Source organism: Nocardia sp. NBC_01499, from assembly GCF_045040275.1.
In the GTDB taxonomy this organism is placed as follows: domain Bacteria; phylum Actinomycetota; class Actinomycetes; order Mycobacteriales; family Mycobacteriaceae; genus Nocardia.
On sequence record NZ_CP109426.1, the window covers coordinates 10,044,333 to 10,056,624 of the forward strand.

At 66.8% G+C, this 12,292-nt stretch carries 12 protein-coding genes; 6 read left to right on the forward strand and 6 right to left on the reverse strand.

Features of this window, described 5'->3' with window-relative positions; genetic code table 11:
• Positions 1-144: 144 nt before the first annotated feature.
• Both OG203_RS45170 and pruA read right to left on the reverse strand, forming a co-directional pair.
• Entirely contained in the window at positions 145-1,113 is a 969-nt protein-coding gene (locus OG203_RS45170; protein ID WP_405163344.1) for a proline dehydrogenase family protein, read from the reverse strand.
• Positions 1,113-2,750: an L-glutamate gamma-semialdehyde dehydrogenase gene (gene pruA / locus OG203_RS45175; protein ID WP_405163345.1), complete on the reverse strand. Its 1,638-nt coding sequence runs from the start codon at positions 2,748-2,750 to the stop codon at positions 1,113-1,115. The genes OG203_RS45170 and pruA overlap by 1 nt, the downstream gene beginning before the upstream one ends.
• A gap of 126 nt (positions 2,751-2,876) precedes the next feature.
• Between pruA and OG203_RS45180 the strand changes: the two genes are divergently transcribed.
• Positions 2,877-4,130, forward strand: coding sequence for a PucR family transcriptional regulator (locus OG203_RS45180; protein ID WP_405163346.1), 1,254 nt, complete (start codon positions 2,877-2,879; stop codon positions 4,128-4,130).
• Here OG203_RS45180 and OG203_RS45185 read toward each other — a convergent pair.
• The 3 genes from OG203_RS45185 to OG203_RS45195 all read right to left on the reverse strand — a co-directional run bounded on the left by OG203_RS45185 (position 4,127) and on the right by OG203_RS45195 (position 5,256).
• Complete coding sequence (locus OG203_RS45185; RefSeq protein ID WP_405163347.1) at positions 4,127-4,426, reverse strand: lipoprotein; 300 nt, start codon at positions 4,424-4,426, stop codon at positions 4,127-4,129. The two genes, OG203_RS45180 and OG203_RS45185, sit on opposite strands and share 4 nt — an antisense overlap.
• Positions 4,427-4,567: 141 nt before the next feature.
• Complete coding sequence (locus tag OG203_RS45190) at positions 4,568-4,750, reverse strand: hypothetical protein (protein ID WP_405163348.1); 183 nt, start codon at positions 4,748-4,750, stop codon at positions 4,568-4,570.
• Positions 4,751-4,827: 77 nt separating this feature from the next.
• Positions 4,828-5,256, reverse strand: a complete 429-nt coding sequence (locus OG203_RS45195; protein WP_405163349.1) for a hypothetical protein — start codon at positions 5,254-5,256, stop codon at positions 4,828-4,830.
• Between the two features lie 213 nt (positions 5,257-5,469).
• On the opposite strand from OG203_RS45195, the gene OG203_RS45200 reads away from it, so the two are divergent.
• On the forward strand, positions 5,470-6,009 hold the full coding sequence (locus tag OG203_RS45200) for a hypothetical protein (RefSeq protein WP_405163350.1): 540 nt from the start codon (positions 5,470-5,472) through the stop codon (positions 6,007-6,009).
• 75 nt (positions 6,010-6,084) lie between these two features.
• Here the strand turns inward: OG203_RS45200 and OG203_RS45205 are convergent, their stop codons facing one another.
• A complete protein-coding gene (locus OG203_RS45205; protein WP_405163351.1) occupies positions 6,085-7,218 on the reverse strand; it encodes a BTAD domain-containing putative transcriptional regulator in 1,134 nt (377 codons plus the stop codon).
• Between the two features lie 347 nt (positions 7,219-7,565).
• Here OG203_RS45205 and OG203_RS45210 point away from each other — a divergent pair, with 347 nt between their 5' ends.
• The 4 genes from OG203_RS45210 (at position 7,566) to OG203_RS45225 (ending at position 12,280) form a co-directional block, all read left to right on the forward strand.
• Positions 7,566-8,498 (forward strand): LysR family transcriptional regulator, encoded by a 933-nt coding sequence (locus OG203_RS45210; RefSeq protein WP_405163352.1) that lies wholly within the window; start codon positions 7,566-7,568, stop codon positions 8,496-8,498.
• Positions 8,499-8,610: 112 nt separating this feature from the next.
• Positions 8,611-10,278 (forward strand): AMP-dependent synthetase/ligase, encoded by a 1,668-nt coding sequence (locus OG203_RS45215; RefSeq protein ID WP_405163353.1) that lies wholly within the window; start codon positions 8,611-8,613, stop codon positions 10,276-10,278.
• Between the two features lie 149 nt (positions 10,279-10,427).
• Entirely contained in the window at positions 10,428-11,678 is a 1,251-nt protein-coding gene (locus tag OG203_RS45220) for an NAD(P)/FAD-dependent oxidoreductase (protein ID WP_405163354.1), read from the forward strand.
• Entirely contained in the window at positions 11,675-12,280 is a 606-nt protein-coding gene (locus OG203_RS45225) for an SGNH/GDSL hydrolase family protein (RefSeq protein WP_405163355.1), read from the forward strand. The genes OG203_RS45220 and OG203_RS45225 overlap by 4 nt, the downstream gene beginning before the upstream one ends.
• The last annotated feature ends 12 nt before the right edge of the window (positions 12,281-12,292 follow it).

A 12,292-nucleotide genomic window follows, 5' to 3' on the forward strand; every position in this document is an offset into this window, starting at 1 on the left:
CCTTTCGTCCTCCGCGTCACGCGACGATGCGTAACGCAGATCACACTTCGAGCTGTGGTTACTAAATACGACCACAGCGCGAGTGTGATCGGCGAGTTGGCCAAATAAAGTTCAGGCTGGTTGGCCAACCGGACGGGGACGCCGTTAGCGCTGACTACCGGGTTTCAGCGAACGCAGGAAGAACGCGACATTGGCCGGACGCTCCGCCAGCCTGCGCATGAAGTAGCCGTACCACTGGTCGCCGTAGGGCACGTAGACCCGCAGATGGTTGCGCTCGTCGACCAGCCTGCGCTGCTCCGCGTCGCGGATGCCGTACAGCATCTGGAACTCGAACTCGTCGGGCTTGCGATGCGTCGTCTCGACACACCGCTGCGCGGCCTCGATGAGCGCCGGATCGTGGGTCGCGACCATCGGGTAGCCGTCGCCGAGCATCAGCACCCGCAGGCAGCGCAGATAGGACGCGTCGACCTCGGATCGACCCTGATACGCGACGGACGCCGGTTCCTTGTACGCGCCCTTGCACAACCGGATGCGCGATCCGTAGCCCGACATGTCCCGGCAGTCGCCCTCGGTGCGGCGCAGGTACGCCTGCAACACGGTGCCGAGGCTGGGGAAGTCGGCGCGCAGTTCGCGCACGATGGCCAGGGTGGAGTCGGTGGTCGTGTGGTCCTCGGCGTCGATGTTCACCCAGACCCCGGCCTCGGCCGCCGCCGCGCAGATCCGGTGCGCGTGCTCGAGTGCGATCGCGTGACCGTCCCGAGGCAGGGACTGGCCGAGCGCCGACAGCTTAAGCGAAACCTCCAGCGGCCGAACAGATTCCGTCTCCGCCCGAACATTAAGCTGAGCCAGCGCGGACAGCATGTGCAGGTAGTGCGTGACGGTGGTGCGGGCCTGCTCGATCTCGGTGGTGTCCTCGCCGAGGTAGTCGATGGTGACATACCGGCCGGAGCCGAGCAGGGCTTCGACGGCGGCCACCGCCTGATCCGCGGAGTCACCGGCGACGAACCGGTCGACCAGTTTCTTGGTCGTCGGCATCCTGGTGATGGTGCGTTCCATGCGCGGCGAGCGCGACGCGGCCAGCATGGCGGGCCGCAGCAGAGCGGAGAAGGCCATCAGAGCTCCTGGTGCGGGTAGCGGTGATCGGTCGCCGGGACGAACGTTTCCTTGATGGTGCGGGCGGAGGTCCAGCGCAGCAGGTTCTGTGCCGAGCCTGCCTTGTCGTTGGTGCCCGAGGCGCGCGACCCGCCGAACGGCTGCTGCCCGACGACCGCGCCGGTGGGCTTGTCGTTGATGTAGAAGTTGCCCGCGGCGAAGCGCAGGCCCTCGGTCGCCTTGGCGATCGCGGTGCGGTCGTCGGCGATGATCGCACCGGTCAGCGCGTAGGGCGAGCCCTTGTCGACCAGGTCGAGGGTCTGTTCGAAGGAGCCGCGGACCGAGTCGTCGTAGACGTGCACGGACAGGATCGGGCCGAAGTACTCGGTGCTGAACGCCTCGTCGGTCGGATCCTCGCCGAGCAGCACGGTCGGGTCGACGAAGTAGCCGACCGAATCGTCGGCGTGCCCGCCGGCGGCGATCGACAGACTCGGCGTCGCCTTCGCACGGGCGATGGCCTCGGCGTTCTTGTCGAACGCGCGCTTGTCGATCAGCGCGCCACCGTAGTTGCTGAAGTCGGTGACATCGCCGTAGCTCAGCGTGGCCACCTTGTCGACGAACTCGCGACCCATCTTGGCCCACACCGACTTCGGGATGAACGCGCGCGAGGCGGCCGAGCACTTCTGGCCCTGGTAGTCGAACGCGCCGCGAATCAGCGCCGTCGTCAGTACCTCAGGGTCGGCCGAGCTGTGCGCGACGACGAAGTCCTTGCCGCCGGTCTCGCCGACCAGCCGAGGGTAGGAGTTGTAGTCGGCGATGTTCGCCGCGACCGAACGCCACAGGTGCTGGAACGTCGCCGTGGAACCGGTGAAGTGGATGCCCGCCAGTCGGCGGTCGGCCAGCGCCACATCCGAGACCTTGGGTCCCGCACCGTTCACCAGGTTGATCACGCCGGGCGGCAGACCGGCCGCTTCAAGGAGTTTCATCGTCCAGTACGCGGCGACCGACTGGGTCATCGCCGGCTTCCAGACCACGGTGTTGCCCATCAGCGCGGGCGCGGTCGGCAGGTTGCCCGCGATGGCGGTGAAGTTGAACGGGGTGATCGCGTAGACGAAGCCGTCCAGCGGCCGGTATTCGACCTTGTTCCACACGCCGGGGGAGGAGATCGGCTGATCGGTCAGGATCTGCCGCGCGAAATGCACGTTGAACCGCCAGAAGTCGACAAGCTCGCACGGGCTGTCGATCTCGGCCTGGTACGCGGTCTTCGACTGTCCGAGCATCGTTGCGGCGGCGATGGTTTCGCGCCACGGACCGGCCAGCAGGTCGGCGGCGCGCAAGAACACCGCGGCCCGATCCTCGAACGACAGTGCCCGCCACGCGGGTGCCGCCGCGGTGGCCGCGTTGATCGCGTCCTGCACGTCGCTCGGCTTCGCGGTGGTGAGTGTGCCGAGCGTGGCGGCATGCCGGTGCGGCTGCACGACCTTGATGGTCTTGCCCGAACTGCGCCGGTGCTCGCCCGCGATAACGTGGTGCACCTCGGTCGGGGTCGCGCCGAGCTCGGCCAGTTTCGCCTGCAACCGTGTACGTTCCGCACTACCGGGTGCGAACGTGCCGACCGGTTCGTTGACCGGCCGCGGTGTGGACACGACGGCGTCCATAGTTCCTCCTGTGGATATGGCGATACTGAGGTCAGCCGAAGTCAACACCGGAAAAGTGCCCGGGAAATGGGCTAAAAGGACAAAGATGGGATGAGTGTGTTGTCGAGTTGGCCGAAAGGCGTAGTCGTGGCTGTTGATAGTGGGCTTGTTGCCGCGGACATCGACCTGTTCGGTTTGGCGCAGATCGTTGCGCAGAACGCGGGTGGCATGGTGTCGATCGAAGACCCGCAGTCTCATGTGCTGGCCTATTCCGCCTCGGATGAGGCGGCCGACCAGATGCGGGTGATGTCGATTCTGGGTAGGGAGGGGCCGCGCGAGTATCTGGCGGTGCTGCGCAAGTGGGGCGTGTTCGACCGGCTGCGACGGACCGACGAGGTCATCGATGTGCCGGAGCACGAGGGGTTGAACATCAAGCGCAGGCTCGCGGTGAGCGTGCGGCATCCCGCAGATGGGGCCGCTCGGGCGCCGAGGGTGCTCGGCACGATCTGGTTGCAGCAGGGGGATCGGCCGTTCAAGCCGGACGCGCCGGAGATCCTGCGCGGGGCATCGGCCATCGCGGCTCGGCTCATCTCGCGCAGTCTTGACGCGCCGTCCACCGAGGCGTTGCTCGTGCAGCGGCTGTTCGGTGAGGGTGGGTCTGTTGATGTCGCGTCGGTGGTGAGTGCGTTGAACTTGCCGTTGACCGGTCCGGCGGCCGTGGTCGGCTTCGCGCTCACCGCTACCGAAACTGCTTCTGCCACTGAGCCTTCCGCGTTGGGGAACATGCTTCGGCTGCGCGCCAGTTCATTTCGCAATGACTCGGTGACGGCCGCGCTCGGTGACCGCGTTTATGTCCTGTTGCCGAGTTATAAAGCCGCGCATGCCGTTACCGCCTGGACTCGCCAGCTCGTCGAGCAGCTGGAATCCAAACGCGCGCTGGCACTTCGAGCGGCGATCGCCTGTCCCGTGCCCGACCTGAGCAGTGTCGCCGACGCCAGGCGTGAGGTCGATCGGGTCCTCGACAGTACGATCGCGACGTATCCGCGCGGCCGGGTCACCACGCTCGCCGAATCTCGGACCGCCGTGCTACTCGGCGAAATCCTCGACCTCGTCGGCACCCGACCCGAACTGCACGACCTGCGCCTGCGCACCCTGTCCGACTACGACCACAAGCATTCCTCGAGTCTGCGCGAGAGCGTCGATACCTACCTGCGCGAACACGGCGATGTACGCAACGCCGCCACCGCTCTCCAGGTTCACCCGAACACGTTGCGCTACCGCATCCGTCGCGTCGAAGAGATCCTCCGCATCGATCTCACCGACCCCGCCGACCGCCTCCTACTGGAGATCCAGCTCGCACTGCACCGGCGTGAGCACGGTCGCGAGGGCGGACCCCGCTAGCATTTTCCCGTTGCGGCGTCGCGGATTCCGGCGATGGTCGATTGCCGGTCCACCTCGCTGAGGGTTGGCCATTGCGCCGACTGCTGGAGCATCGAAATGGAGTCCTCCGCAGTCTTGTTCGCCGACTCCGCACTGACCTCCTTCAACTTGCTCAGCACCGGCAGGTAGTCCTGGCACGACTTCCCGCGCACCGCGGGATTCAACGCGGTGGTCGGCGCCGCCCCCGTACTCGCCGCCGAGCTACACCCCGACAGTGCCACCACAGCCCCAATGACCAGCAAGGCAATGCGTTTCATCACGTTCTCCTCATCAGAATGGGGAGACCCTACCCGCCCCCACCACCCCCGTCCACGCAAACCGATCCATGCCTCCTGCCCGCGCCCCGCCCGCGCACATCGGCCCCGCCGCCGACAAACCGAAACCATGCGTATCGGGCGCTACACCTCGCTGTCAGCTCGCAGATCTTCCATTGCTGCGGAGATGATCGCTCGTGCGTCCGACCGCGCACCGCTTGCGTCGTCAGTATCGGCAAGTCGCCTGCCGGTCAGTCCGGCGTCCTTGCGAAGGTCACGTAGACGTGCGCCGAAGGCTTCGCTTGCCTCCTTCGCTGTAGCGCTCACGCCGAGCCAGGTTCCCCAATCGACTGGGGAGCGCAGGGTGACGTGCTTCGTGCCATGCTCCACACGGTGTTCGGAATTCAAGCTGTAGTCGGAGAGTGGTGGCGGGCGGCGCGAACGATGCGAAGATCCGGGCCGATTACCGGATCGTTGGTGGTTGTGGCCGGGTTGCTGATTTCGGGGTCGGCGGCGCAGACCGCGGCGCGGCCGGACACGCCCGAGAACCGGTCGGCGTTGTCGATCAGCCTGCCTGATCCGACGAGCGACCAATCGGCGGATCTTGTTCCGGCGGTGCCGAATACGACCGATAGTGCCGCGCCTGGGGGGTCGAGCACGCCCGGGGGAGACACGACCGCACTTGACCCGCCGATCGTGCCGTTGGATTCCACACCTGCGGAGCCGTCGGACTCCACCCCGCCAGCGGGGCCATCGGACACCGCGCCCATCGCAGAGCCGTTGGACTCCACGCCGGTAGCAGACCCGCCGACCACAACTGATCCGTCGACCACAACTGATCCGCCGATCACGACAGACCCATCGATCACTACAGACCCGCTGACTCCAACGACCACGACGGACCCGCCGACCATCACGACCACGACGGATCTGCCGACGCCTACATCCACGACGGATTTGCCGACCCCCTCGTCCGCAACGCAGCCACCCCAGATCGAGGTATCGATCGAGGTGACGATCGATATCGGGGGCCGCTCGCCGCGTCCATGCGCGACGGTCTGTCCATCGCCATCGCCATCGCCATCGCCATCGCCATCGCCATCGCCATCGCCATCGCCATCGCCATCGCCATCGCCAGTACCTTGTGGAACCACGCCAACACCGACCAGCAGCCAGCGACCGACCACATCGGTCTCGCCGACGACCTCCACCACCCCACCCCGAACATCCACCCCGACAACAGTTTCCACCTCGAAACCACCAAGCTCAACCACGCCGCCGCCGCGCCCATCCGTAACTTGCCGACCAACAACGGTGCCGCCCTTGAACCAGCGCCCGACAACATCACCTCCGGCAACAGCCTCCACCCCGACCCGAACACCCACCCCGAGCCCCACCCGGCCAACTCAAACAACCTCGCCGTCAGCGCAACCCACTCCGCGCCGCTGAACAGCCGCCGACCTTGCAGGTGGAAAGAGAACGCCGAAACCGACCACCCGCCGCGGATTCCCGGCGCGACGGGCAGTGCGCGCAGGGGGCGAGGAACGGGGGTACAGACCATGTCTGCGGTCTTAGAGGGGTGTTGACCAGCCGGTTTCGGCTGAGGACAACTCTCGTCGCACCTACCAACGGTTCGCTAACGACGGACCAACGGCCGAGTCTCAGCCCAGCGATTCCGGCGGCACAACCGTGAAAGTCAGCTCGTAGTCACCGATTCGGATCACCGCACCGTCGTTCAGCACGTCGGCATCGACAATGCGCATCCCGTCGACGAAAACACCGTTCGACGACATCAAATCCTTGATGAGATAAGTGATCCCGTTGTGCAGGATCGCCGCATGATGGCGGCTGACCTTGCCGTGTTCGAGCACGATGTCGTTGTCGGGCAGGCGTCCGATGCGGGTGCTGGTGTTCGTGATGGTGTAGGTCATGCCGGAGCGCTCCCGCAGCAATGCCATGTGCGCGCCGGAACCCTGGTCGACGATGGTCGTCGCACCGATCGAGGCCGCGGCGGCCAGCGCGCGGCCGTTGAGGGGATCCTGGCGCAGGATGCGCGCCTCCAACTCGCGGATGGGCGGGCTCGGATCGATGCCGAGTTCGGCGGCGAGGGTGGCGCGCAGTCGCCGGGTCGCGTCGAGCGCGTCGGACTGGCGGCCGTCCAGGTACAGGGCGGTGATCAGCTGTTCCCAGAGTGGTTCGCGCAGTGGGTATTCGCCGACGAGCAGCGCGAGTTCGGACACCACGGCCGCGGCGCGTCCCTGCGCGATATGGGCCTCGGCGCGCGCCTCGATGGCGCCGAGGCGGTCGTCGTCGAGCACGGTGGCGTAGGCGTCGGCGAAACCGAGCCCGCGCAGGTCGGCGAGCACCGGCCCGCGCCACTGGCCGAGCGCACTGGACAGCAACTCGCTGGCCGTCCGGAATTGCCCTGTGCTCAGCGCCCGCAACCCGGCGTCCTTGCGCACCCGGAACCGTTGTACGTCGCTGGCACCGTCGGCCACCGTGACCCGATAGCCGGGACCGACCTGCGCCAGCATCGTCCGCGCGTCGATGCCGTTGTCCCGCAATGGTTTACGCAGATTGGAGACGATCGTGTGCAGGCTGACCCTGATATCGGGCGGCGGGTTGTCCTCCCACACCGCCTGCGCCAGCGCCTCCACCGATACCGGCCGATTCGCGTTGATCACCAGATACGCCAGTACCGCCCGCTGTTTCGGCCCGCCGAGCGCCTGCCCGACACCGTCGACGGTCAGCTCCACCGCACCGAGCACGCCGAACTGCGCGCGAACCTCGGGCATTGCGGAAACTCCTCACGACAGCATCGACACCTCATCCGTGAGCCTACCCAGCGCGCTGATCGTCGCGGCAGACGAGCGGGGGTCGCGCGTGCCGAAGCCGTGTCGTCGGCGGCATTGTCGCTGGCCGACAACGTTTTCCAGCCGCTGACGGCGAGTCGGGGCTTGCCCTGCCCGGTCCGATCGGGGATGCTGGATGGTCACGGCAATCGACTTAGCACACTCCGCCGCTGGACCAGGGCGAGTTCACCCGCCCGCAACGGTCCCGGCAACATCCGTGCGATCGCGGTTCATCCGGGGTTACCCGACGCGGCCTACCTTTCGGGGTACGCGGAAAAGGAGCCGGCGGCATGGAGTTCCGACATCTGGTTTCATTCATCACAATTGCCGAAGAGCTGCATTTCGGCCGCGCAGCGCAGCGCTTGCATCTCACGCAGCCCAGTCTCAGTGCCCAGCTACAGAAGCTGGAGAAGTCGCTAGGCGTGCAACTGGTCGCACGCAACTCGCACGAGGTCAAATTGACCCCGGCGGGACGGGAATTCGAGAGTCAAGCCCGGATCATCGTCGCTCAGATGGACCGGGCCGCCCAGGTCGCCAAGGCGACCGCGGAGGGGCGGGCGGGCGCCCTCAACATCGGTTACAACCTTCCGGCCAGCAGACATGTGCTGCCGGACGCCCTGACCAAGATGACCGAGCAGCACCCAGACATCGTGGTGTCGCTGTGGGAGAAACGCACCGGGCCACAGCTCACCGCGCTCTCCGACGGCTCGCTCGACCTTGCACTGGTGTACGGCCATCCGAGCACCACCGATTTCCGGTATCGGCGTCTGCTGCACCGGGTTCCGCTGGTGGCGGTGGTCGGCAGGCGGCACAGGTGGGCCGACCGGCCCGGCGTGCCGTTCGCCGAATTGGAGGGCCAGGAGTGTGTGCTGTTCGCCCGCGAACAGTGTCCGGCCATGTACGACTCGATCTTCCGCGCGGCGGCCGATACCAGGATCACGCTGTCGGTCGCGCAGACCGCGGACGATCCCGGCGCGACCGCGCACATGGTTTCGGTGCGGCCGCTGGTGGGTTTCGCCTCGCTGCCGCGCGCGATTTCGATGGGTATGGGTGCGCCGGGCAGTAGTTCGGTGGCGGTCAAATTGCTCGATCCGGTGCCGACTTTGGATTTGTACGCGGTGTGGCGTGCGGACGAGACGAATCCGGCGGTATCGCTTTTCCTGGAGTGCGTTGAATCGCCTGAGCCGGCACGCATCGATATTGCCCGCGCGGTGTCGGCCTAGTCCCTTCGATAGGCCATGACATTCGCGCGGTAGGAACCGCGATATCGAACGGACCGTAATTCGGTGTCGGCGACCAGAATTCGACACTGTGAACCTAGTTTCTGTCACCGCGGTGTCAAGCACCGAGAATGGAATCGATCTCCCGGACGACGCGAGTTTGTACTCGGTGATTTCCGGGGCGGCCGCGCGACACCCGCAACGGCTTTCGCTGTGCGGTGCGGACGGAACGCAACTCACCTGTGCCGACGTCGACCGCCAGGCCATGGCACTCGCCTCGGCGCTGGCGGCGCGCGGGGTCGCGGCGGGGGATCGGGTCGCGATCCTCGGCCGCACCAGTCTGGAATGGGCGCTGCTGGATTGCGCGCTGCTCGCCCTCGGCGCGGTGGTGGTTCCGGTATATCCGACCTCATCGCACTCGCAGATCGAGCACATCCTGAGCGACAGCGGCAGTGCGTATTTCGCCGCTGAGGACGAGGCGGATGCCGAGCGCCTGACGGCGGCGGGCGCGGGGGAGGTGTGGACGTTCGCCCAGCTCGCCACCTGGGCGGGCGGCGAGGTCGACCCCGCCATCACCGACCGCGTCGCGGCGGTACGCGCCGAGGACGTGGCCATGATCGTCTACACCAGCGGCACCACCGGAGTTTCCAAGGGCTGCTTGATCACTCACCGCAACATGTTCGTCTCCTCGGTTAACACGGTGCGCCAGTGCGGCGCGATGTTCGACGGGACGACCGTGCTCGCCCTGCCGCTGTCGCACGTGTTCGGCCAGACCATCCTGTTCGCGTGCCTGGCGGGCGGCAGCCGCACCCATCTGCTGCCCGGCATTCCCGATCTGGTGCCGGTGTTGCCGATGCTGCGCCCGACCTTCCTCGCGCTGATTCCGTTCGGGCTGGAGAAGATTCGCAAGTACTGCCGCACCATGCTGTCCGGCACCGAGGAGCAGGATGCGGTGGCGCGCGGGCTGGAACTGCTTGGCGCGCAGGGTAGTCCGGAACCTTCGGCGCATCCGGTGGCGGCCGCGCTCGGCGGTCGGCTGCGCTATGTCATCTCCGGCGGTGCGTCCCTTGATGATTCGACGACGGGCTTCTTCGCCGGGTTCGGCGTGGTGCTGCTGAACTGTTACGGGCTCACCGAGGCCGCGACCGCGGTGACGGTCAGCGCGCCGGAGACGAATCGTCTTGGCACCGTGGGCAGACCGATCCCCGGTACATCGGTGGCGATCGCGGACATCGACGGCGAGGTGCTCGTCGGCGGCCCGCACGTTTCGCCCGGCTACTGGGGCGCCGCCGCCGATCAATCCGTCGTCGACGCCGAAGGTTGGTTGCGCACCGGCGATATCGGTGAACTCGACGCCGACGGCTACCTGCGCATCACCGGCCGCAAGAAGGAAATCCTGGTGACCTCCGGCGGCAAGAACGTCGCGCCGGCGCCCCTGGAAGACCGGGTGCGGCTGCATCCGCTGGTGAGCAACTGCATGGTCGTCGGGGACGGACGCGACTTCGTCACCGCGCTGGTGACCCTGGATCCGATTCAGGTGCGGCGCTGGCGTGACGGCGCCCCCGACGATGATCTGACGGCCGCCATCCAGGCCGCGGTCGACGACGCGAATTCGCTTGTCTCCAGGCCAGAGTCGATTCGCGCATTCCGAATCGTCGCCGGTGATTTCACCGTCGAGGACGGATTGTTGACCTCGTCCCGGAAATTGCGAAGGGCCGCCATCGCGACGGCATATGCGGCGGATATCGACGATCTCTATCGGGCCCGCCAGCCCGCGCTATAGACCGCTGTCTGCCCGCTACTCGGTCCGGCCCGGACTGCGTAGATAGGCCACGCCAATCGCCCGATGAATTACGGCTGCCCCCGGTGGTTCGCACCCCGTGACGGCCACAGACTCAATTCAGTATTCGACTACCGGAAAGTGATGCGAACATGTACGACGTCATCGTTGTCGGAACTCGGGTCGCGGGTTCTCCGCTGGCCATGCTGCTCGCCAGGAAGGGCTACCGTGTCCTCGCGGTGGACCGCGCCACCTTTCCAAGCGACACCCCCTCGACCCACTACATCCACCAGGCCGGGCTAGGCCTGCTGCAGTCGTGGGGACTGCTCGACCAGGTCGTCGCCTCGGGCGCCCCGGCGATCCGCCACCTGAACTTCTCCTACACCGACATCGTCATCAAGGGCTTCGCCGATGTGTCGGCCGACGGCATCGACGCCGTGTACTGCCCGCGCCGCACCGTGCTGGACAAGATCCTGGTCGACGCGGCGGGTAACGCCGGTGTCGAGGTGATCAACGGATTCACCGTCACCGAGCTGGTTTTCGACGGCGACCAGGTTGTCGGTATCCGGGGTCAGGTCGGCGACGGCGCCGAGCAGGAGTTCCGCGCCGCGCTGGTGATCGGCGCGGACGGCGCGAACTCGACGGTCGCCAAGGCGGTCGGTGCCGAGGTGTACGAGGGGTCCCCGGCGGCGTGCTTCATCTACTACTCCTACTACGACGGCCTCGACTGGGGCATGCAGCACCGCACCGGTTTCGGTGAGCAGCAGTTCGCGGCGTGGCCGACCAATGACGGTCTGCAGCTGGTCGCGGTGATGCGCAAGCGGGATCGCTTCCGCGAGTTCCGCACCGACCCCGACGCCGGTGTGCAGGAGATCGTCTCCCAGATCGACCCGGAACTCGGTGCGCGCCTGCGGGATACGGGCAAGCGGGTCGAGCAGTTCCGGCCGATGCTGTACCCGGACAACTACCGCCGCCGCTCCTTCGGCCCCGGCTGGGCGCTCGTCGGTGACGCTGGCTACCACAAGGATCCGTTCACCGGCTGGGGCATCACCGACGCCTTCAAGTACGCGCAGCTGCTGTCGGATCTGGTGCACGAGGGCCTGTCCGGCGTGCGGCCGATGGGCGAGGTACTCGCCGAGTACCAGCGCGAGCGCGACCTGCAGAGCGCGAGCACTTATGAACTGACGCAGAGCATTTCGGAACTGTCGCTGACGCCGTACTACGACTCGGTGTTCCGGGCCACCAGCTATGACGCGGAGTACACGAAGGGCTTCTTCGGCCTGATCGCCGGAATCTACTCCCCGGACAAGTACTTCGGTGAGCAGGAGCTGGCCGACCTGTACGAGAAGGTCGACTTCCCGGCGGCGGCACGGCATGTCACCAAGGCTGGGGTCTCCGCATGAGTGTCCCGGGCCTGACGGCATTGGGGGACAGCTTTGTCGAGGGCCGCGGCGACGCCGCGGCCGGGGGCGGCTACCGCGGCTGGGTGCCGCGACTCGGTGGCCAGCTCGGCCTGCGGCCCGCCGCGGTACGTAACTTCGGCGTGCACGGCGCGACCACGACGGTCGTGGTGGAACAGCAGTTGCGCAGGGCGGTTTCGGCTCGCGCCGGACTCTTCGGTGTCGTCGTCGGGGTGAACGATCTTGTCAGCGACTTCGACGCCGCGCGTTTCGAACGCAACCTGACCACCGTCTTCGAGACGTTACGAGCCAGTGGCGCAACGGTGTTCGCCGCGAGCTACCCGGATATCCCCGCGCGGCTCCCGGTGCCGGACAGTTTCCGTGCGCTGCTGCGGGAACGCTTCGACTTCGCCAACGCGGTACTCACCGAGGTCACCGCCGACACCGGCACGCTGCTGCTCGATATCGCCACCGAGCCGGACTGGGCGCTGCCCGAGGTGTGGACCGCCGACGGCCTGCACCCGAGCTCGCTCGGCCATCACATGTTCGCCGCGGGCGCGGCCGAGCTCATCGCGTCGCGCACCGCGACCACCGTCGCCGCCTGATCTTTCTCCATC

Excerpts from the sequence above, each read along its gene's own strand:
- OG203_RS45220 (WP_405163354.1), top strand. The coding sequence starts at position 10,428 with ATGTACGACGTCATCGTTGTCGGAACTCGGGTCGCGGGTTCTCCGCTG.
- OG203_RS45210 (WP_405163352.1), top strand. The coding sequence starts at position 7,566 with ATGGAGTTCCGACATCTGGTTTCATTCATCACAATTGCCGAAGAGCTG.
- OG203_RS45225 (WP_405163355.1), top strand. The coding sequence starts at position 11,675 with ATGAGTGTCCCGGGCCTGACGGCATTGGGGGACAGCTTTGTCGAGGGC.
- OG203_RS45200 (WP_405163350.1), top strand. The coding sequence starts at position 5,470 with ATGCGCGACGGTCTGTCCATCGCCATCGCCATCGCCATCGCCATCGCC.
- OG203_RS45205 (WP_405163351.1), bottom strand. The coding sequence starts at position 7,218 with ATGCCCGAGGTTCGCGCGCAGTTCGGCGTGCTCGGTGCGGTGGAGCTG.
- OG203_RS45185 (WP_405163347.1), bottom strand. The coding sequence starts at position 4,426 with ATGAAACGCATTGCCTTGCTGGTCATTGGGGCTGTGGTGGCACTGTCG.
- pruA (WP_405163345.1), bottom strand. The coding sequence starts at position 2,750 with ATGGACGCCGTCGTGTCCACACCGCGGCCGGTCAACGAACCGGTCGGC.
- OG203_RS45170 (WP_405163344.1), bottom strand. The coding sequence starts at position 1,113 with ATGGCCTTCTCCGCTCTGCTGCGGCCCGCCATGCTGGCCGCGTCGCGC.